This is a genomic window from Kribbella sp. NBC_00382 (assembly GCF_036067295.1).
Taxonomy (GTDB): Bacteria; Actinomycetota; Actinomycetes; order Propionibacteriales; family Kribbellaceae; genus Kribbella.
In genome coordinates, this window is record NZ_CP107954.1 from 481,576 (window position 1) to 501,366 (window position 19,791).

Annotated in this window: 17 protein-coding genes; 5 read left to right on the forward strand and 12 right to left on the reverse strand. The window is 68.0% G+C overall.

The window, feature by feature from the left end; all coding sequences use genetic code 11:
• Positions 1-18 precede the first annotated feature (18 nt).
• The 3 genes from OHA70_RS02355 to OHA70_RS02365 are packed head-to-tail and all read right to left on the reverse strand — an operon-like array spanning position 19 to position 2,636.
• Positions 19-900: an NAD-dependent dehydratase gene (locus OHA70_RS02355; protein ID WP_328327982.1), complete on the reverse strand. Its 882-nt coding sequence runs from the start codon at positions 898-900 to the stop codon at positions 19-21.
• Complete coding sequence (locus OHA70_RS02360; protein WP_328327984.1) at positions 897-1,757, reverse strand: phosphotransferase family protein; 861 nt, start codon at positions 1,755-1,757, stop codon at positions 897-899. Before OHA70_RS02360 ends, OHA70_RS02355 begins: the two co-directional genes overlap by 4 nt.
• Before the next feature lie 42 nt (positions 1,758-1,799).
• On the reverse strand, positions 1,800-2,636 hold the full coding sequence (locus OHA70_RS02365; RefSeq protein ID WP_328327986.1) for a nucleoside hydrolase: 837 nt from the start codon (positions 2,634-2,636) through the stop codon (positions 1,800-1,802).
• Between the two features lie 90 nt (positions 2,637-2,726).
• Here OHA70_RS02365 and dapD point away from each other — a divergent pair, with 90 nt between their 5' ends.
• Entirely contained in the window at positions 2,727-3,665 is a 939-nt protein-coding gene (gene dapD, locus OHA70_RS02370; protein ID WP_328327988.1) for a 2,3,4,5-tetrahydropyridine-2,6-dicarboxylate N-succinyltransferase, read from the forward strand.
• Positions 3,666-3,759: 94 nt separating this feature from the next.
• Positions 3,760-4,737: a hypothetical protein gene (locus tag OHA70_RS02375; protein ID WP_328327990.1), complete on the forward strand. Its 978-nt coding sequence runs from the start codon at positions 3,760-3,762 to the stop codon at positions 4,735-4,737.
• Between the two features lie 107 nt (positions 4,738-4,844).
• On the opposite strand, the gene fdxA is transcribed toward OHA70_RS02375, so the two are convergent.
• Entirely contained in the window at positions 4,845-5,171 is a 327-nt protein-coding gene (fdxA, locus tag OHA70_RS02380; RefSeq protein ID WP_131285641.1) for a ferredoxin, read from the reverse strand.
• Positions 5,172-5,301: 130 nt separating this feature from the next.
• Here fdxA and OHA70_RS02385 point away from each other — a divergent pair, with 130 nt between their 5' ends.
• Positions 5,302-6,240 (forward strand): GNAT family N-acetyltransferase, encoded by a 939-nt coding sequence (locus tag OHA70_RS02385; RefSeq protein ID WP_328327995.1) that lies wholly within the window; start codon positions 5,302-5,304, stop codon positions 6,238-6,240.
• Here OHA70_RS02385 and OHA70_RS02390 read toward each other — a convergent pair.
• A complete protein-coding gene (locus OHA70_RS02390) occupies positions 6,217-7,626 on the reverse strand; it encodes an MFS transporter (protein ID WP_328327997.1) in 1,410 nt (469 codons plus the stop codon). The two genes, OHA70_RS02385 and OHA70_RS02390, sit on opposite strands and share 24 nt — an antisense overlap.
• Before the next feature lie 59 nt (positions 7,627-7,685).
• Here OHA70_RS02390 and OHA70_RS02395 point away from each other — a divergent pair, with 59 nt between their 5' ends.
• Positions 7,686-8,117: a type II toxin-antitoxin system PemK/MazF family toxin gene (locus OHA70_RS02395; RefSeq protein WP_328327999.1), complete on the forward strand. Its 432-nt coding sequence runs from the start codon at positions 7,686-7,688 to the stop codon at positions 8,115-8,117.
• Positions 8,118-8,175: 58 nt separating this feature from the next.
• Here OHA70_RS02395 and OHA70_RS02400 read toward each other — a convergent pair whose 3' ends face one another.
• The 5 genes from OHA70_RS02400 to OHA70_RS02420 form a co-directional block, all read right to left on the reverse strand.
• On the reverse strand, positions 8,176-9,954 hold the full coding sequence (locus OHA70_RS02400; protein ID WP_328328001.1) for a VanW family protein: 1,779 nt from the start codon (positions 9,952-9,954) through the stop codon (positions 8,176-8,178).
• A 65-nt stretch (positions 9,955-10,019) separates the two neighbouring features.
• Positions 10,020-10,535 carry a flavin reductase family protein gene (locus OHA70_RS02405; protein ID WP_328328003.1) on the reverse strand — a complete coding sequence of 172 codons (516 nt, stop codon included), beginning with the start codon at positions 10,533-10,535 and terminating at the stop codon, positions 10,020-10,022.
• A 56-nt stretch (positions 10,536-10,591) separates the two neighbouring features.
• Positions 10,592-12,949: a tetratricopeptide repeat protein gene (locus OHA70_RS02410; RefSeq protein ID WP_328328005.1), complete on the reverse strand. Its 2,358-nt coding sequence runs from the start codon at positions 12,947-12,949 to the stop codon at positions 10,592-10,594.
• A gap of 43 nt (positions 12,950-12,992) precedes the next feature.
• A complete protein-coding gene (mshB, locus tag OHA70_RS02415; protein ID WP_328328007.1) occupies positions 12,993-13,904 on the reverse strand; it encodes an N-acetyl-1-D-myo-inositol-2-amino-2-deoxy-alpha-D-glucopyranoside deacetylase in 912 nt (303 codons plus the stop codon).
• A 43-nt stretch (positions 13,905-13,947) separates the two neighbouring features.
• Complete coding sequence (locus OHA70_RS02420) at positions 13,948-14,244, reverse strand: response regulator transcription factor (RefSeq protein ID WP_328328009.1); 297 nt, start codon at positions 14,242-14,244, stop codon at positions 13,948-13,950.
• 130 nt (positions 14,245-14,374) lie between these two features.
• On the opposite strand from OHA70_RS02420, the gene OHA70_RS02425 reads away from it, so the two are divergent.
• A complete protein-coding gene (locus tag OHA70_RS02425) occupies positions 14,375-16,735 on the forward strand; it encodes an ATP-binding protein (RefSeq protein ID WP_328328011.1) in 2,361 nt (786 codons plus the stop codon).
• Positions 16,736-16,831: 96 nt separating this feature from the next.
• Here the strand turns inward: OHA70_RS02425 and OHA70_RS02430 are convergent, their stop codons facing one another.
• Positions 16,832-18,544, reverse strand: coding sequence for an ABC transporter substrate-binding protein (locus tag OHA70_RS02430; protein WP_328328013.1), 1,713 nt, complete (start codon positions 18,542-18,544; stop codon positions 16,832-16,834).
• A gap of 187 nt (positions 18,545-18,731) precedes the next feature.
• Positions 18,732-19,769, reverse strand: coding sequence for an ABC transporter ATP-binding protein (locus OHA70_RS02435; RefSeq protein ID WP_328328015.1), 1,038 nt, complete (start codon positions 19,767-19,769; stop codon positions 18,732-18,734).
• Between the last annotated feature and the right edge of the window lie 22 nt (positions 19,770-19,791).

Here is a 19,791-nt window from a genome sequence, read left to right on the forward strand (position 1 = left end):
ACGTCAACTTCAAGCCTATTAATGCGGCGGCGGAGGCGGAGTGTTGCCGGCTCGGATCCACTCGACACAGGCCCGCGCCGACTCCTCAGCCGGCCGCACCACGAGGCCCGCCGCGAGTGCCTTGCGGTTGTCGAGCTGGAAAAGGCCGTCGTGGGTCAAGTGAAAGCGGTCCTCAGACGGATCCCAATCAACCGGCAGACTCCCCGGTACTACGGAACGCCACGCCTCAGCCAACGCGCTCATCGTCGTCGACTCACTCACAGCGTTGAACGCCCCGCCCCGACCGTCAACGCTCAAGCGCACCAGGAACGCGGCCAAGTCGCGTGCGTCGAGGTACTGAATCGGCTGCTCGGGCCGAGCCGCACACTCAAGCGCCTTCCCCGTAGCCAACGCCTCACCCCAATTGCCGAAGTCAGGGTTGTACGGCCCGACCACGAAGCCCGATCGCACCGCCGACATCCGCTCCCCGAACGCCACGGCCAGCAGGCCCTCAGCCTTCGCCTTCGACACCTCGTAGATGTCCATCGAGAACTCATCCTCAACCGCCCCCGACGGCCAAGGCTGCAGTGCGGCGTCCTCGGTCATCCCCGGCGTCGTCCTGCTCGCGTAGACCCCGATGGTCGACATGAAGGTGTAGTGGCCGACACGACCACTCAGCACCTCGATGCTCCGGCGGAGGTCATGCACCAGGAACCCGGACATGTCGATCACCGCATCCCACTCCCCCGTCGCCAGCGCGACCGGATCGGACCGCTTGCCGACGAGCTTCTCGACAGAAGGAAAGAGACCCGGATTGGTCAGCCTACGATTGAACAGCGTCACCTGATGGCCGTCCGCCAGCGCCACCTCGACCACATGCCGCCCGAGGTTCTTCGTCCCACCGAGCACCAGCAGCTTCATCGCAGATCCTTCGTGACGTCATCAAGCTCGGCCAGCAACGGTTCGATCCACTCACTGGAGGACGGCACCGTCCGCACGCCTTCCTCGACGACCCAGGTGAGCGCGCGGAGGATGAAGGCGATCCCTCCCGCCGTCAGCTGCCGCTGGACGAGCGACGGATCGGTGCCCGCAGCATCGATGTAGCGAGCAACGATCGGTTCAGCTTGGTGGCCGACGGCAACGGCGTCGCGAACCAGCGTGTAGAGATCACTCAGATGCGGCGCGACATAGGCGAGCGGCCAGTCCACGATCGTCCACCGGGTGCCGTCGGTGACCAGGTTCTTCGGAACATAGTCGCCGTGGACAACGCGGGCCGGTGTTGCCTCATGCAACTGGTCGAGCGCGGCGACGCCCAGGGAAAACAGGCGCTCGGCAAGCTCAGGGCCGACCGGGCTTCGGCGTACCAGCTCAACCAGCTGCCGCGAGGTGAACTCGCTCGCAACATCGACCGGCTTGGATCGCACCTCGGCCAGCAGCTCAGCCGCAGCCAGGAAGCCCGACGCAGAGGGCTCCTGCTCCAGATTCACCCGCCCGACGTCGGCCAGGACGAGTAGTACCGCGTCAGAGGTCTCCGCGCTGTGGATCAATCGAGGCGCGGGCAACTGGAGCGGTACGACGAACCGCCGGTACGCCGCACCCTCGCTCGTCTGTGCGTCGCTCCCCCGCTTGACGATCACACTGCGCAGTCCGTACGACAGCCGCCACACCTCCGACGAACCCCACTCGCGCAGCACCTCGCCCTTGAGCTCACCGACCGCCGGCGCTTGCGTCGCAGCAACAACAGGTCCGGCGATCAGGTCCAGCCAAGCGGGCAGCATCCAGCCATCCTGACAAGCCGAGCTGCACCTTCCAAACGAGTTTCAGCTAATCGCCGCAAGCATCCGGTCCACGATCCGGCGGGCAACCCGCTCAGGATCCAGATCCGTCACGATCCGGTGCGGACCACCTTCCTCGACGGTGAAGCGCGTCAGCCCGTCCTCCTCCACCACGATCCGCCCGGTGGCGAACGAGAACAACTCCGGCTCCACCATCATCACCACAGCCGCCGGATCGTGCGGCACATTGAAGTCCTGCTGCCGATAAGCCCAGTACTGCCGAATCTCACCGCCAAGCAACTCCCCCAAAGCCCCCGCGCCCTCCAGCTCAGCCACCATCCCCGCATCGAGCCGCAACCGCGTCGTCTGCTCGAGCCCGATCACCGTCGCCGGTACGCCGGACCCGAACACCACCGCAGCAGCCGCCACATCGCACTTGATGTTGTGCTCCACCTTCCCCGCCGTGAAGTCACCACCCATCAAGAAGAGCTGCCCGATCCCGTGCCCAGCCACCTCGACCGCCGCAGCCACATTGGTCAACGGCCCGATCGCCAGCACCGTCGAGGACCCGGCCAGCAACGCGATCGGATCGCCGCCATCGACCTCCTCCTGCTCGAGATCAGGCATCAGCCCGCCCTCATGCCCGGCCCAGAAGACTTCCCGCCCGGACCGAGGCTCGCCACGCCCAGGCACGACCGGACCAAGGTCAAGGCCGGCGACGCGGGCGAGCCTGGCGACCATACGGGCTCGCAGCAGCACATCGCCGTACACGGTCGTCACCCCGGCGAGGGCGAGTTCCGGTGAGCCGAGGATGGCGGTGAGCGCCAGGACGTCGTCGACATCGGTGCCGATGTCGGTGTCCAGGACGAGCGAGGTCGGCACGGGGGATCCTTCCGAAGTCGGAGACAGCAGGCTATCGACTGGCAAGACCGGTGGTCGGCCGCTGACCGGGCGTCTGGCAGGCTTTGGGGTATGACTGAGAACGCCACTCGCGCCTGGGGCTTCGGCCTCGCCACCGTCACCGCCTCGGGCAGTGTGCTCGATGTCTGGTACCCGGCCCCCGAACTGGGCGAGGCGCCCGAGGGTGCGAAGGCGCCGGCCGAGCTGATCGCTGCCGAGGGCAACGACGATCTCCGCCAGGTACGCCGTACTGTCGTGAAGGCCGCGATCGCGCTCGACGAGGCCCCCGCCGACGTCGCCGACGCGTACCTGCGGCTGCACCTGCTCTCGCACCGGCTGGTCCGTCCGCACGGCCTGAACCTGGACGGCATTTTCGCCGCCCTGCCGAACAACGCCTGGACCTCGCACGGCCCGGTCCCGGTCGAGGAGATCGAGCACGTACGGCTGCGGGCCCGTGCCGCCGGGATGCACCTGTCAGTGACGAGTGTGGACAAGTTCCCGCGGATGACGGACTACGTCGTACCGTCCGGGGTGCGGATCGGCGACGCGGACCGGGTCCGGCTCGGCGCGCACCTGGCGTCCGGGACGACGGTCATGCACGAGGGCTTCGTGAACTTCAACGCCGGCACGCTCGGTACCTCGATGGTCGAGGGCCGGATCGTGGCGGGTGTCGTGGTCGACGACGGCAGCGACATCGGCGCCGGCGCGTCGATCATGGGCACCCTGTCGGGCGGCGGCAAGTCCGTCATCTCGATCGGCAAGCGCTGCCTGCTCGGCGCCAACGGTGGTACCGGGATCTCGCTGGGCGACGACTGCGTGGTCGAGGCGGGCCTCTACGTGACCGCCGGTACGAAGGTCACGCTCCCCGACGGCACCGTGGTGAAGGCACGCGAACTGTCCGGTCAGCCCGGACTGCTCTACCTGCGCAACTCCGTCACCGGCGCGGTCGAGGCACGGCCCCGCAAGGGCGAGGGCATCACGCTGAACGAAGCCCTGCACGCCAACGCGTGACGAATCACGCCAACCAACACGAGGGGCAACACGTCATACAGAGCGTGACCTATCTCCCGGAACCAGTTCACCGCTGTCGGACGTTGGGACCGGTATGCCGATGAACCGGGGCGCCTTGGTCGCAGTGGGAGCAGTGGGTGCCTTCGCCGTCGCTGTCGGTGTGGGGATCCACTGGGTCAGCGGTAAGGACTTCGGCCCGCTGCTGCCGCCACGCGAGCAGTGCGAGGCAACAGTCAGTACCGGGTCCGTAGTACTGGATCTGGAGCAGGCGGAGTCGGCGGCGATCATCGTGGGCGTCGCCGTACGCCGTGGGCTGCCGCCGCGGGCTGCGACGGTTGCCCTGGCTACGGCGTACCAGGAGTCCGGACTGCGGAACCTGGCTCACGGGGACCGGGACTCGCTCGGGTTGTTCCAGCAGCGGCCGTCGCAGGGGTGGGGGACGGTCAAGCAGGTGCAGGACCCGCACTACGCGGCCGGCAAGTTCTACGACGCCCTGGTGAAGGTGCCGAACTACCAGAAGCTCGCAGTGACGGTCGCTGCCGACCGGGTGCAGCGCAGCGCCTTCCCGAACGCCTATGCGGACCATGAGGCGGATGCACGGATCCTGGCGTCCGCGCTGACCGGGCAGTCGAAGGCCGCGCTCGCCTGCACGGTCAACACCGAGTCGATGCCGGCCGAGACGATGGGCAAGAACGGCCTGACGCCCCGCGCCGAGAAGGTCCGCAAGGACCTGGTCACGACCTTCGGCAAGCTCCCCACCGGCGGCTACGAGCCAGGTGGCGTGACGACCGGCCACATGGAGGGCTCGGCGCACTACGAGGGCCGGGCCGTCGACATCTTCGTGAAGCCCATCTCGGCGGCCAACACGGTCAAGGGCTGGGCGATGGCGCAGTACCTGGTCTCCCGTGCCGACCACCTGGGCATCCGCACGGTCATCTTCAGCGACAAGATCTGGACCGCAGGCGGCAAGTCCGACGACGGCTGGCGCGACTACACCGCCCCCGACCGCCCCGGCAACAAAGACACCCTCCGCCACCTGGACCACGTCCACGTGGACGTCATCGACCAGTAGTTGCGACCTTGAACACCAAAGGGCGACCTCGGACAGGAAATAACGTGTCCGAGGTCGCCGCTAGGTGTTCAAGGTGCTGACTTCTGGTCAGCTGGGGCGGGCGAGTTCTACTCGTCGTGCTCCTGCGGGGGCAGCGCGGCGATGAACGGGTGGTCCTTGTCGATCTTGCCCATCTTGGAGGCGCCGCCCGGCGAGCCGAGGTCGTTGAAGAAGTCGACGTTGGCGGTGTAATAGTCCTTCCACTGCTCCGGGGTGTCGTCCTCGTAGTAGATCGCCTCTACCGGGCAGACCGGCTCGCACGCTCCGCAGTCGACACACTCGTCGGGGTGGATGTAAAGCATCCGGTTGCCCTCGTAGATGCAGTCGACCGGACACTCCTCGACACAGGCGAGGTCCTTGAGGTCAACACACGGCTGCGCGATGACGTAGGTCACTGGTACTCCTCCTATAGCCAGCAGGCGCAGCGGACTGGGTGCTGCGGTGCGGTGTTCCCGATGCTCATATGGTGGTGCGGCTACCTAGTATCACGGTAGTACCAGCCCCACTCTGCCAGGAGTCCGCATCGTGTCAGGCCTGAATGCCCGTGATATCGGCCACCGTGTCGTGGTCCGCCACCGGCTTCCGGGCGGCCAGTCGACCGATGTGATCGGGGTCCTGCAGGCATACGACTCGGGTTGGCTAGTGGTCCGGCACTCCGACAGTACGCTGCACCGGGTCAGTTTGCAGGATGTCTCAGCAGCCAAGCGGATCCCGCCGATGCCACTGCGCCCGGTGGACGTCGAGCAACTCTTCCTCACCACCGCCCTCGGCCGCCCCGCGGTAGAGACCTCGTACGTCGGCCAGTGGCTCCTGCGAGCCTCCGACGGCTGGACTGGGCGCGCCAACTCCCTCCTGCCTGCAGGTGACCCGGAGATGCCCGTCTCGGAGGCTCTCAAGCAGGCTGAGGCGTTCTACACCGACCGGGGCCTGCAGCCGCTGGCCCTGGTACGTCTGGAGAGCCCTGCGGCCCAGGAGCTCGGCCAGCTGGGCTGGGTCGACGCCCGGCCGGAGCAGGCCGACGTACAGGTCATGCACACGACGCTGGAGCTGGTGAATGCCGCTCCGGACTACGAGGTGACCATCAGCGACAGGCCAGACGCAGCCTGGTACGAGGCTGCCTTCGACGGCACTCCACCGGCAGCGGCGCCAGCTGTGATGGAGGGCGCCCCCAAGGCTGCCTTCGCCTCTGTGGAGCTTGACGGCCGGGTCGTCGCGGTAGGGCGCGGCTCGATGACTGGCCACTGGCTGGGTGTGGACGCTGTGCGGGTCGACCCGGAGTACAGGAGGCGTGGGCTCGCCACAGCCATCCTGCAGGGGCTTGCACGCTGGTCTGGGCAGCTCGGCGGCCGCCGCAGCTACTTGGAGGTCGTGGAGGACAACAAACCGGCCATGACGACCTACACCAACCTCGGGTACGCCACGGCCTACCGCTATCGCTACCTAACGAACCAACCGTCGAGCTGACGCAGCCCCCGCCAGTGCCAGCCCGGCAAACCCAGCCAGTACTACGGTCAGCGCGTGCACAGGCCCTGCGATCCCGGCGTAGACCGCGCCGCCCACCGCCACCCCTAACGCACCGGACAGCTGTGCATTGGTAGCGATGACTCCGGACGCATCAGCCGCGTACTGCGTAGGCGTAGCCGACGTGACAGCCCCGATGAGCGTGTTGGAGCTGAACCCCAGCCCCAAGCCACCAACGCCGAGCAACACGAACAGCAGCGGCCCAGCCATACCTCCCAGCAGCAAGTAGGCGAGCACCGCCAGGTAGCCCGCAGCCAGGATCAGGCAGCCGATCACCGGCATCCAGCGGAAGCTCTCCGGCAGCCGAGGCAGGATCGGCCCGGCCAGCCCGAAGGCGGCCACCCACACCACCATGGCGAACCCCGAGTAGGCCGGGCCCTTCCCCAGCCCCTCCTGGAGATACAACGCCAGCACGAACAGCAGGCCGAAGTAGGTGGCCGTGGTCAGCGCATGAGCGAGCAGCCCGGCCCGCACGGCCGGCGTGCGGAGTAGAGGGCGAGCGATCAGAGGCCGACCGCCACGGGCGGCTGTGCGCCGCTCCCCAAGCTCGAACAGGACTGCAAGCGGCACGCTGCAGGTCAGACACAGCCAGGACCACCAAGGCCAGCCGCGTTCGGAGCCCAGCAACAGCGGCACGATCACCAGGAGCACGGTGACCGACAGCGTGAGCACACCGCGCAGATCGATCGCCCGAGGCTGCCCGCCAGCGTCAGCCCCAGAGTCGGCGCCGTCTGCCTCGGCATCGGCATCGGCCGGGAGGCGGCGCCGGGCCACAAGCACCAGTGCGACACCAAGAGGCACGTTGATCAAGAAGATCGGTCGCCACGCAGTACCGAACAGGTCGGCCGCGATCAGCAGCCCACCGAGTACTTGCCCAGCCACTGCTCCCCCGGACAGCGCGATGGAGAAGTACCCGAGCGCCTTCACCCGGTCGCGGCCGGCGAAGTACAGCTGGATCCCGCTCAGCACCTGCGGCACCATCAGCGCGGCCCCGGCTCCCTGGACGAACCGCGCCACCGTCAGCGAGTAGACCTCCGGCGCCAGCCCACAAGCCAGCGATGCGACCGTGAACACCTGCAGGCCGAGCAGGAACACCCGGCGATACCCCCACGACGACCCGAGCCGCGCACCCGTGATCAGCAATACAGCGAACGCGACCACGTACCCGGAGACCACCAGCGCGACCTGTCCCTCCGAGGCACCCAGCGTCGCGCCGATCGAGGGAGCGGCGATGTTGGCGACCGCCGTGTCCACGTTGGCCATGAACTGACCGGTCAGCAGGATCGCGAGGATCGCCGTCCGGCCGCGCGTCCGGGTGAGTGTCTGCATGGGGATGGAACGTGTCGCGACAGCTCTGTGTGAGGGCGGACAGTCGGTAGGGTCGGCACATGACTGAGCAGGTGCGACCGGAGTACGCAGGGGACTACGAGGGCACGGTGCACGTCGAGTACACGCCGCACCCCGACGACGGCGTCGCCGATCCGGGCGAGGTCGTCTGGACCTGGGTGCCGTTCGAGGAGGACCACCAGCGCGGCAAGGACCGGCCGGTACTGGTCGTCGGCTCGGACGGCCCGTTGCTGCTCGCGTTGATCCTGACCAGCAAGGACCATGACCGCGACGCCGCCGACGAGGCGCGCTGGGGCCGGGTCTGGCTCGATATCGGCAGCGGGCCGTGGGACAAGGCCGGCCGCAACAGCGAAGTACGGATCGATCGTGTACTACGGATCGACCCGGCCGAGGTCCGCCGCGAAGGCGCGGCGATCGGCGAGGACATCTTCAACGACGTCGCAGCCCACTTGCACGAGCTGCACCGCGCCTGAAGTCGGCCAGCCAAGCAAAAGGGCCGCCCCCAAAGCACGGGGACGGCCCAGAGGATGCTCAGCTAGGCGGCCGGGTGGTTGTGGGACCTGACGGCTTGGTCATTCCCGGCGGACCAGGAGTGGTGGGCGTCACCGGCGGCGTACCAGGCTTGGGGCCGCAGTGGATCTTGTCGGCCGCGTTGTAGTTCGTGGTGAACGACTCGGTCTTGACCCGGGCGCCGTTCTTCGCGAAGTACCGGTAGATCTTGATGTCGAAGCCACCGGTCGGCGCCTGCGGCCGGCAGTTCGCGGCGGTGTCCCAGACCTCGCCCGGCGCGCGGAAGTTGGTCCGCTCCGACTTGCCCGCGGTGATGTCCCAGACCTTGGTGCCCCAGATCTTCACCGTCAGGGTGCCCTGCCCACCGGGCTTGGCGGCGGTGAAGATGGTCTGCACGAAGATCCCGTGACCGGAGTCGTTGAGGAACTTGAGGTCGACCGACGGCCAGGCCACGGTCGCCTCGCGGCCGACCGGGTAGCGGTCGATGTAGACGCTGTGCGCCTTGTGCTGGACGTCCTTCAGGCCGGCGAAGAAGGCCGCGTTGAAGGTGGTGGTGGCCGACTGCGAGACGCCGCCGCCGAGGTCCAGGACGAACTTGCCGCCGCTGATGATGTTGCCGTCGGTGAAGCCGTTCTCGCGGGTCCGCTCGCCGACGATCTTGTTCAGGCTGAACATCTCGTTCGGCTTGAGCAGGGTGCCGTTGATCTTGCGGGCGGCGGTGCCGATGTTGACGTTGCGGTACTCGGCGTAGGGGAAGTGCGTGGTGAACTCCCCCATCACCTCCTTGACCCCGAGCGCGGTCGCGGCCTCGGTGGTGACCTTGGCCTTGGAGTGCGCCAGGCCGACCGAGGCGGTGCGCTGACCGGCCGGCTTCGGCAGGATCTCGAGGATCGCCGGTACCACCTTGTCGCGGGCGACCACCATGCCGTCGACGGCGGGGATCACCTTGACCTTGCCGTTCACGATCCCGATCGTCGCGTCCTTCGGCAGCGTCTCCAGCGTCTTGAACCGCTCGGCGAACAGCGGCTCGAGCAGCTTGGCGTTCAGGCTCGGCGTGAAACCGCCGTCCTTGGCGACCAGGGTCAGCGCGGGCGCGAGCTCCTCGGGCTGCAGGTCGGCGCTCTTGTCGCCGACGGTCAGCCGGACCGGGCCGGACATCGCCGGTACGGCGTACTCGGTCATCGCCTTGTCGATGGCCTCGGTACCGGCCTTCGGCTTGGTCACGCTGACCTGGAGGTCCTTGGGGTTGCCGTCCGACGGGAAGCCGGAGACGACGGTCTCGGTGGCTTTGTCGTTGTCCAGCTGCAGCCCGTCGGCGGACGGGTGCTGGACCGCCTTGGCCTTGACGAAGGTGATCGTGCCCTCGGTGGCCGGCCGGTTGACCTGCTTGGCCAGCGTCTCGACGGCCGCCTTGAGCTTGGTCTCGTCCTTGGCGACCACCGGCTGGATCGCGTCGCCGCCGGTCATCGCCCGCCAGATCCGGGCCGGGCTCAGGCTGCGCCCGGCACCCGCCGCGGCGACGGTGGCGTCGACGTCCAGCGTCAGACCGGCATCGGCGGGCTTCACCGCGAAGGTCGACTCACCGGCCTTGACCTTGATCGGCAGCACCAGGCGGTCCTTCAGCCCGGCCTGCAGTTTCGCCTTCGCGTCGCCCTCGGACAGGCCACCGAGTGGAATGCCGAGTACTGTCGTGTCCCCCGGTACCTTGTCGCCGGTCAGCGCGAACGCCAGACCGTAAACGACGACGAGCACCCCGAACCCCGCCGCGGCGATGATCCCCGCGAGCTGTTTTCTCCCCACCGGACAGAGTCCTCCTGCTCGTAACCATGTAACAGCAACGGCACAGACTACAGGACGGGGCAGACCTATCTGCCCTTCAGTGCCCGGTATCCGCCCGCGTAGTAGATCAGTGCGGAGGGGTCATCCGGGTCGCCGGCGCCCAGGCTCAGGACCTCGCCGACGACGATCGTGTGGTCGCCGCCGGGATAGGTCGCCCAGGTCCGGCACTCCAGCCAGGAGAGCGCTCCCTCGATCAGCGTGCAGCCCGTCTTCGGCCCGGTCTGGGTGGCGATCCCGTCGAACTGCCGGTACAGGTCCCGGCCCGACTTGGCGAACCGCTCGCAGATCTCGCGATGGGTGTCCGAAAGTACCGAGACCGCCCAGTACCCGCACTCCAGTACTGCGTCGTGCATCCGGACCCCGTGATCCACGCAGACCAGGACCAGCGGCGGATCCAGCGAGACCGAGGTGAACGCGTTGGCGGTCATCGCGTGCGCGACCCCGTCCTGCAGGGTGCTCATGATCGTGATCCCGGACGCGAACCGGCCCATCGCCGTACGGAACTCCCCGGAATCGATGCTGCCGCCGGGGTCCGTTGTCACTCCAGCACTCTAAGACCCAGCGAAGGTTGACGCCTCAACTCACGGTGTGGAACCTGTCACTGCCTCGCCAGCAACTGTCTGGCGTGCGCCGACTGAGGGCTCCCCTGACTCTCGTAGAAGCGCAAGGCGGCTTGCCACTCGACCCGTGCCTCGTCCACCCGGCCGAGCGCGGCCAGGGTCTGCCCCATCCGAAGCCGCACGTTCGCCTCCCGGTCCTGCGCCTCGACGTCCAGCGCCAGCTTCAGCGCATCCTGCTGGGACTCCAGCGCGTCCTCATAGCGCCCGAGCTCGAACCACACCGCACCGAGATGATCGAGTACCTCCGCCACTCCGCCGTCCGACCCGAGGGCGCGATGGATCACCTCGGCCTGCTGCAACGCGTCGACCGCCTCGTCGTACCGGCCGGTCGTCCGATAGGCCTCGGCGATCGTCAGCTGCATGGCAGCCACCCGGACCGGCCGGTCCGTCCGCCGGATCACGCCGATCGTCGACTCGAAGGCGGCCCGCTGCGTCTCGAACTCGCCTTCCTTCCCGGCGATCTGGCCGAGGATCAACCGCGAATAGGCCTCCAGGCTCTCGTGACCGAGCCGGATCGCCTGCTCCATCGAGTCCTGCGCGGCCACCCGGCCTTCGTCGAGCCGGTCTGCCTGTTCGAGCATGTGCGCCAGGTTCATCAGGCTCTTGGCCTCGTACTCCGCCTCGCCCAGCTCCGCGGCCAGCCGCCGAGCCGTGGCCAGGTGATCCGCGCCGCCGGCGAAGTCGCCCAGCTCGGCCTGCGCCAGTCCCAGGTCGAAATGGATCATGAACGCGCCCTGCGGGTCCGATCGCTCGTCGACCACACCGACCGCGAACTCGTTGAGCTGCTTCCACTCCAGCCATCGCCGATGGTGCCGGCACGCGAGGCTCGCACCGACCGCGATCCGGATGACCCGCTCGCGTTCAGCAGCTGATCCGGTCGCCGCGGCCTGTGCGGTCAGGACCAGGCTGTTGCGATCCGCCTCGAACTCCTCGAGGGCGCTCTCCAGATCAGGCAGGTCCATCGCGCCCGCCACCCAGGCCGGGTCGTGCCACTTGTCCCGCACCGGCGACTGGGGATCCAGCTCATCCGAGCGCCAGAGCATCGCGACGTACTGGTCAAGTACCCGGAGCCTCAGCGCGGCTCGGTCCTCCTCGGACGTCATCGACAGAGCGAGATCGTGCCCAACAGCCCGGATCAGGTCATGGATCCGGTACCGCCGCAGTGCCGGCGTCTCGAGCAGATTGACGTCAACCAGGTGCTCGAGTGCCGTCTCGACCTCGATCGCCGGCAGACCGAGAGCAGCCGCGGCAACCCGCAGAGAGAAGTCGTCACCGGGGAGCAGGGAGATCAGCGGGAGTGCCCTGGCGGCCGTCTGGTCGACCTTGCGAGTACTGGCCGCCAGCGCCTCGATGGAGACGCCGAGACTCGACCGCACGCCGAGACCTGTCGACGACAGCACTCCAAGCTTCGACTGCTCATCGGTCAGCGCGGCCGCCAGTTGCGCCAAGGACAGCTCCGGCCGGTCAGCCAGGTAGGTGCCAGCGATCCGCAGAGCCAGTGGCAGGCGCCCGCACAGCCGCACGACCTCAGCGGCTGCAGTGGGCTCTTGCTCTGTCCTGTGCTCAGCCACTGAGCCCAGTAGCCGCACCCCCTCGGCCTCGGACAGCAGGTCGAGGGGTAGGTGCCTGGCTCCGTCCAGCCCGCTCAACCGTCGCCTACTGGTGACCAGCGTGACCGTCTCCGCAGTACCGGGCAGCAGCGGCCCGACTTGGCTAGCACTGGCCGCGTTGTCGAGCATGAGCAGCACCCGCCGCCCGGCCAGCATCGACCGGTACCGCGCCGAAGCAGCCGCCAACTCGTCCGGTACGTCGCGTACGCCGAGGGTCCACAGGAGCCGGCCCAGCGCCTCCAGCGGTGGGACCGGATCGCCGCCGTGCCCGCGCAGATCGACGTACAGCTGGCCGTCGGGGAAGGCATCAGCGGTCTGCTGCGCAGCACGAACCGCCAGCGAGGTCTTGCCGATGCCACCCATCCCGGCGATCGCCACCAGCACAGCTCCGCCGGCAGCGGCGGGAGCAGCCGTCAACGCACCGACCAGCTCGTCGAGCGCCTGCTCCCGTCCCACGAAGTCCGCGAGATCCGGCGGCAACTGCCGCGGCACAATCTGCGACGCAGGCCTTTGCGCAGCCTGCACCAGCAGATCCTGCTCGCCTGCCGGCAACCCGAGCGCACCGGCCAACTGCTCGATCGTGCTGGGCCGCGGATACCGCCGCCGCCCGTTCTCCAGCGCCCGGATCGCCTCGACACTCAACGCGGCCCGCTCGGCCAACGCCTCTCGACTCAACCCGGCCGCAGCCCGATGCGTCCGCAACAACCCGCCCAGCCGGGTGCCCATGTCCCGAGATCCTAGCCTTCAATGAGCAGGGCAGGCTCCTGGATCAGAGCCCGGCGAACAGGTCTGTTTCGACCCCGCTGGGGCCGGGGGCCGCGGTGCCCTTGACCAGGCGGTAGGCCTCGTCGCCGAAGATCTCGTTGCCGTTGTTGTTCGACAGGGCGAAGAACGGGCCGTCGACGGTGATCTGGGTGGCGTGCGCCTTCATCGCGTTCATCTTGCGGTCGATGAACTCGCCGGCCGGGATGACACAGTCGACCAGCCGGTCCGGGGTGATCATCGCCGGCATCGGGCCGTCCGGGTCCATCCCCTCGAAGGTGGTGGTGTCACCAGCCTCGCGGAGCTTGCGCAGGCTCTCCCGCATGGTCGTCTCGCCGATCGTCGGCCAGTAGATCTTCGCGATCTCCCAGGCCTCGCCCAGGTCCTCCCGGTACGACGGCGCCGCGGCGAGCGCGGCCGCGTAGGTCGCCACCCGGTGCGCCTGGATGTGGTCGGGGTGACCGTAATTGCCCCATTGGTCGTAAGTGACCAGAACCTGCGGGCGGATCTCCCGGATGACCGGGACCAGGTCGTTCGCCGCGGCCAGCAGGTCGGCCTTCCAGAAGCTGTCCGGCCGGGTGTCCGGCGGGACGTCCGCGTTGCCCTCGGCGTTGTAGATCATCCCGGTGTCCCGGTACTTGCCCGGGCCGCCGAGGAACCGGTGGTCGGTGACGCCCAGCTCGGCCATCGCGGCGGCCAGCTCGCCGATCCGGTGCTTGCCCAGCTCGTCGGTCTGGTCGGCGGCCAGATGCGCCAGCTCCGGGACGAGGACCTCGCCCTCCTCACCGAGGGTGCAGGTCACCAGCGTGACCTGCGCGCCCTCGGCGACATACCGCGCCATCGTCGCGCCGTTGTTGATCGTCTCGTCGTCAGGATGCGCGTGGACCAGCAGCAGGCGCCGGTCGGGAAGCTCACTCATACCGCCAGCCTACGTGGGCCGACGGACAGTCTCCCGGTGCCGTTTATCCGAACCGGCGGACCAGCAAGCAGCCTGCCTGGAAGCGCGACCGGGCGCCGAGTCCGGCGATCAGCGCGCTGATCTCGGCCCGGACGGTGCGCAGCGAGAGCCCGAGCTGGCGGGCGATCGCGGCGTCCTTCGCGCCCGTGGCCATCAGCCGGCCGATGGTGACCTGGCGGCTGGTGAGCTCGTTGGCCGCGGTCGCCGTCTTGCGGTGCGACCCCAGCTCGTAGACCTCACAGACGACCTCCGGTGCGAAATCCTCGCGACGCACCGCAGGAACAGCCTGGTAAACCGACATCCACATCTCCTCCCCAGTCGTCGTGCGAGTTCAATTCTCGGCTGGCCCAGACCGGGTCACCAGGTACAACCCATACAGTTCACCCATACAAATGGGTCTTGACCGAAAGTGGCGATCGGGAGGTACTGGCGTGGACTCGCAGTTCGCGGCGCTGCTCCGGCGGCACCGGGCGGCCGCCGGGCTGACCCAGGAGGAGCTGTCCGAGGGCTCCGGGGTGAGCGTCCAGGCAATCAGCACCCTCGAGCGCGGGACCCGGCGCTACCCCCAGCTGAGCACGGTCGACGCACTGGCCGAGGCGCTCCACCTGGACGCCGACCAGGCGGCCGCGCTGGCCGCCGCCGCCTCCCGCCGCGGCAAGTCCGAGAAGGCGGCGCCGAAGCCGTCCCTAGCGGCCTCACCCAGGCAGCTGCCGTTCGCCAGCGGCGACTTCACCGGCCGGGTCCGGGAGATGGAGCTGCTCACGAAGTACCTGACCACCTCCAAGGGCGTCAGCGTGACCGCCATCACCGGCATGGGCGGGATCGGCAAGACCACACTGGCCATCCACACGGCTCACCAGGTCGCAGAGCACTTCCCGGACGGCCAGCTGTACCTGGACCTGCGCGGCTTCGGCATCGGCCCACCCCTGGAGCCGCTGGACGCCCTGACCTACCTACTGGAGGACCTGGGCGAGACACCACCCGTCGACCTCGCCACAGCAACCGCCCGCTTTCGTACTGCGCTCGCCGGCCGCCGCCTGGCATTAGTGCTCGACAACGCCTCCGACCAGGAGCAGGTCCGGCCCCTCCTCCCGGGGTCGGGCGGCTGCGCGGTCATCGTGACGAGCAGGCGCAGCATGGCCGGTCTGGGTGGCCGCCAGTTCCAGTTGGGCGAGCCACCGCTGGAGGAGTCCATCGAGATGCTCCGGCGGATCTCAGAGCGGCCGGACGCGCCAGAGGACGAGTGTGCCGAGGTGGTGCGGCAGTGCGGTGGGCTCCCGCTGGCCATTCGGATGGCGGGCGCCCGGCTGGCATCCCGGCCGACCTGGCCGGTGGCTCACCTTGCCGAGCGACTTGCAGACGGCAGGCGCCGGCTCGACGAGCTCCAGCTGGACGATTCCGGCGTACGGGCGACGCTGGTGCTGTCGATCGAGCAGTTGGCGGGTAGTGACGACCCGATCGACGTACAGGCCGTCACGATGTTCGCGCTGCTCGGGTTGTCGGACTCGGTCGATCTCACGTCGGCGCTGGCTGCTGCTCTGTCGGACAGTCCCGAGCCGGAGGCTGTCGTCGTACTGGAGCGGCTGGTGGACGTGCACCTGCTCGCTACGCCCGGGCCCGGACGGTACCGGTTGCACGACCTTGTACGGGTGGCCGCGCGCGAGTTGGCGGAGCAGATGCTCACCGAGCAGGACAAGGCGGCGGCAACCACCAGGTGGATCAGGCGAGTCTCCGCTGTGGTCTGGAAGGCCAGTGAGTTCGCCGGGCACGGGGTGACCCGCGACGGCTGGCTCGACAAGGACTGGCTGACCGGTGCTCAAGACCTCTCCAGCCAGGACGACGTACTCAACTGGCTGGACAACGAGCGGGCCAACCTGGTCGGCATCGTGCAGCAGGCCGCAGTGGACCAGCCCAGCCTCGCAGTACAGCTGGCGATCGGCCTCAACGTGTACTACGCAGTCCGCCGGGCCTGGCTCGAATGGCTACAGGCCAACGAGGCCGTACTGCGCCTGGTCAGCGGCGGACCCGACCGTATCGCCGAAGGCCTCATCCTGCACGACCTCGGCGCCGCCCATGCCGAGCTCGGCCAGTACGAGCAGGCCGTCGCTCCCCTGCGCCGGGCAGTCGACACTGCGGATGCCTCCGGCGACGGCAACCTCCAGGCACTCTGCTTGAGCAGCCTCAGCCACGTACTGGAACGCACCGGCCGCACCACCGACGGCATCCCGTACGCCGAGCGCGCCCGCGAGATCGGATTGCGCCTGGGCATCCCGCCACGGGCCGCCTGGGCCTGCCTGGCACTCGGCATGCTGTACCTCAAGACAGGGATGCCGGTGGCCGCCCGACGGCACTTCGACGAGGCGATGGAGCTCCTGATCGAGCCCGGCCTGGAGAAGTACCGCGGCATGATCGCGCAGAACGTCGGCGTCGCGTACCGCGAGGCCGGTCAGTACGACGTGGCCGGCGAATCCCTGCGCGAGAGCCTGGAGCTCTACCGCACAGCAGGCGCCGCGATCCCGGAGGCCGAGGTGCTGAACGAGCTCGGCCGCCTACGCCTGGCTGAGGGCCGGTACGACGACGCCATCGCCGCCCAGAGCGAAGGCCTGGCCATCGCCGGCCAGTACGGCGACTGGCTGGTCGAGGCCGACATCCGCAAGAGCCTGGGCGAGGTCCACCACGCGCAGGGCCACCTTCCGGAGGCGCGCCGCGAGTGGCGCATCGCCCTGTCGATCCACGAGCAGCACGACGCCCACGGCGCCACCGCCCTGCAGCAACTCCTCCGCACCACCTGACCGAGCGGGCAGGTCCACGGAACGGCGAAGGAGGCGGTCCCCCGAAGGGAACCGCCTCCTCGTCACCTAGCTAGGTGAGGGGTCCTGCTTGCTGAATCAGCTGGTCGGCTTCTTCAGGCCGATCTGGGTGAGGTCCAGGATTCCACCGGTGTTCGGGTCGGCCACCGCGTCGGCGATGTTCGATCCGGTGACGTACACGTTGAGGTCCTGAACGGTCGGCACCAGCGGCGCCGTCTTCATGATCTCGGTGTACAGGTCGGAGTAGCCCTGCTCCATCTTGGGCTTGTCCGTCTCCTTGGACAGCTCGGCCATCTTGTCCCAGCCCGCGTTGCTGCGAGCGTAGTTGTTCTGCGCGGCCTTGTTCGGGGCCGTCAGGTCCGGTCCGAAGACCGGCGGGACGATGGTGGCCAGGGTCGCCCAGTCGAAGCACCAGCCGGCGGTGATCAGATCGGTCGCCGACGTGTCCTGCTGCTGGGTCGAGTAGTAGTTGTCGCCCGGGATCTTGCGGATGTCGATGTTGATGCCGACAGCCTTCCAGGAAGCCTGCGCGGCCTCGGCGGCCTTGGTCGCCAGACCCGAGTCGGCCGTGCCCAGCGTCAGCTTCTCACCCTTGTAGCCGGACTCGGCCAGCGCGGCCTTCGCCTTGGCCTGGTCGCCCTCGGGCGGCGAGTTGAAGAAGCTTTCCTTCGTGTAGCCCTGGAGGTCCTGCGGGATGATCGAGTCGACCACCGCGGCCAGCCGCTCGCCACCACGGGCGTCGCGGTAGCTGGTCCGGTCCAGACCGTAGTACAGCGCCTCGCGCAGCTTCTGGTTCTTCAGCAGCGGCTTCTGCTCGTTGAAGGCGATGTAACGACGGCAGATGTCGGTACCGGTGACGACCCGGTCCTTGACGTTCGGCTGGTTGGTCTTGGCGATGTTCTCCGGCTGCACACCGGCGAAGCTGACCGAGTTCTTGTCCGCCGCACCGTCGGCGAACAGCCGCTGGTCGACGGTCGCCTCGGCGTCACCGAACTTGAAGACGAACTTGTCCGGCAGCGCGTTGCGCAGCGGGTCGGTCTTCTGGTCCCAGTTGGTGTTGCGAACCAGCGTCAGCGACTTCTTGCGGACGTAGGACTCGATCTTGTACGGACCGCTCGCGACCGGGTGGTTGTCGTAGGCCGTGTGGGTGTCCTTGGCCTTCGGGACCGGCGACCAGATCTTCATGCTGGCCGCGCCCTCGAAGGTGGCGACCGGCTGGTTCAGCTTGAGGATGACGGTCTTCTCGTCCGGCACCTCGATGGCGGTGCAGCCCTTGCCACCGTTGTTGTTGTTCACGTACGGGCCCTTGTAGCCGGGGCAGTCGAGGTAGTTGTGCGCGTACGGCGCACCCTCGGCCATGTCCGCCGCGAAGGACCGCTCGGCGCCGTACTTGATGTCGGCGGCAACGATCGGCGTACCGTCCTCGTACTTCAGCCCGTCCTTCAGCTTGAAGGTCCAGGTCTTGAAGTCGGTCGACGCCTCGTAGCTGGCCGCGAGGTCGTTCTCCAGAACGATCTTCTTGGTCTTGGCGTCGTAGCGGTAGTCGACCAGCGTCCGGGTGATCAGCTTGCCGATCATGCCGGAGTCGGTGACGAAGTTACGCGCCGGGTCCAAGTGCTCGACGTCGTTGACGTGGTAAACCGTGACGGTGCCCCCCTTGGCCCCGGCGGTGCCGCTGTCTGCAGTGGACTTGCTGCCGGCGTCATCGTTCCCGCCGCCGCAAGCAGTCGCCAGCAGGGCCACGGAGGCCCCAGCTGCAACTACCTGTCCTACTCGTTTGGCGTACTTCATAGCCAGTAATTCCTTCCTTGTCATGACGTTCCACGCCGGGTCGCGGCGGCCGGATAGGTCATCTGGCGTCACAATTCGCGGTTATCAACTCACGGATTCACAAGTGGTGCAACGAGCTTGCGGCTCGGTGACCAGATCGTGATTGGTTCATTGCCATCGATAGACTTATGGTGACTCTGCGCAACGTTCAGATCACATCGCGCTCCTCGGGGAAGTGGCAGGCGGCCTGGTGATCCGGTGCGCCGATCTGCATCAGCGGCGGCTCCTGCTCGGCGCAGATGTCCTGCGCTTTCCAGCAACGTGTCCGGAATCGGCACCCGGACGGAGGATTCAGCGGGCTCGGGACGTCACCGGTGAGCCGGATCCGCTCCCGGTGGGCCACCGCGTCGGGGTCCGCTTCCGGTACCGCCGACAGCAGCGCGTGGGTGTACGGGTGCCGGGCGTGGTTGTACAACTCGTCACGCTCAGCGATCTCGACGACCTTGCCGAGGTACATCACCGCGACCCGGTCCGAGATGTGCCGGATCACCGACAGGTCGTGCGCGATGAACATGTAGGCGAGCTCGAACTCGTCCTGCAGGTCCTCCAGCAGGTTCACGATCTGCGCCTGGATCGAGACGTCGAGCGCGGAGACCGGCTCGTCGCAGACGATCAGCTTGGGCCGCAGCGCGAGCGCCCGGGCCACCCCGATCCGCTGCCGCTGGCCACCGGAGAACTCGTGCGGGTACCGGTTGTAGTGCTCCGGGTTGAGCCCGACCCGCTCCATCAGCGCCTGGACGGCCTTCTTGGTGCCGCCCTCGCTTTTCACGCCCTGGATCTCGAACGGCGCCGCGATGATCGTGCCGATCGTCTGCCGCGGGTTCAGCGACGAGAACGGGTCCTGGAAGATCATCTGGACCTGACGCCGGAACGGGCGCATCTTCTGCCGGCTCAGGTGGGTGATGTCCGAACCCTCGAACCGGATCGTGCCACCGGTCGGCTCGTCCAGCCGGGTCACCAGCCGGCCCGTGGTCGTCTTGCCGCAGCCCGACTCACCGACCACGCCGAGCGTCTCGCCGGAGCGGATCGTGAAGTCGACCCCGTCGACCGCCTTGACCGCGCCGGTCTGCCGCTGGAACACGATGCCCCGGGTGACCGGGAAGTACCGCTGCAGACCCTTGACCTCGAGCAGCGCCTCGCCCTGCTCCGGCCGGACGACCTCTTCGGCCGACGTCGACGTACTCACGATCGCTCCTCAAACTTGTCGG

Coding starts and splice junctions, on each gene's coding strand:
- OHA70_RS02355 (WP_328327982.1), bottom strand. CDS start 900: ATGAAGCTGCTGGTGCTCGGTGGGACGAAGAACCTCGGGCGGCATGTG.
- OHA70_RS02360 (WP_328327984.1), bottom strand. CDS start 1,757: ATGCTGCCCGCTTGGCTGGACCTGATCGCCGGACCTGTTGTTGCTGCG.
- dapD (WP_328327988.1), top strand. CDS start 2,727: ATGACTGAGAACGCCACTCGCGCCTGGGGCTTCGGCCTCGCCACCGTC.
- OHA70_RS02375 (WP_328327990.1), top strand. CDS start 3,760: ATGCCGATGAACCGGGGCGCCTTGGTCGCAGTGGGAGCAGTGGGTGCC.
- OHA70_RS02390 (WP_328327997.1), bottom strand. CDS start 7,626: ATGCAGACACTCACCCGGACGCGCGGCCGGACGGCGATCCTCGCGATC.
- OHA70_RS02395 (WP_328327999.1), top strand. CDS start 7,686: ATGACTGAGCAGGTGCGACCGGAGTACGCAGGGGACTACGAGGGCACG.
- OHA70_RS02410 (WP_328328005.1), bottom strand. CDS start 12,949: ATGGGCACCCGGCTGGGCGGGTTGTTGCGGACGCATCGGGCTGCGGCC.
- mshB (WP_328328007.1), bottom strand. CDS start 13,904: ATGAGTGAGCTTCCCGACCGGCGCCTGCTGCTGGTCCACGCGCATCCT.
- OHA70_RS02420 (WP_328328009.1), bottom strand. CDS start 14,244: ATGTCGGTTTACCAGGCTGTTCCTGCGGTGCGTCGCGAGGATTTCGCA.
- OHA70_RS02430 (WP_328328013.1), bottom strand. CDS start 18,544: ATGAAGTACGCCAAACGAGTAGGACAGGTAGTTGCAGCTGGGGCCTCC.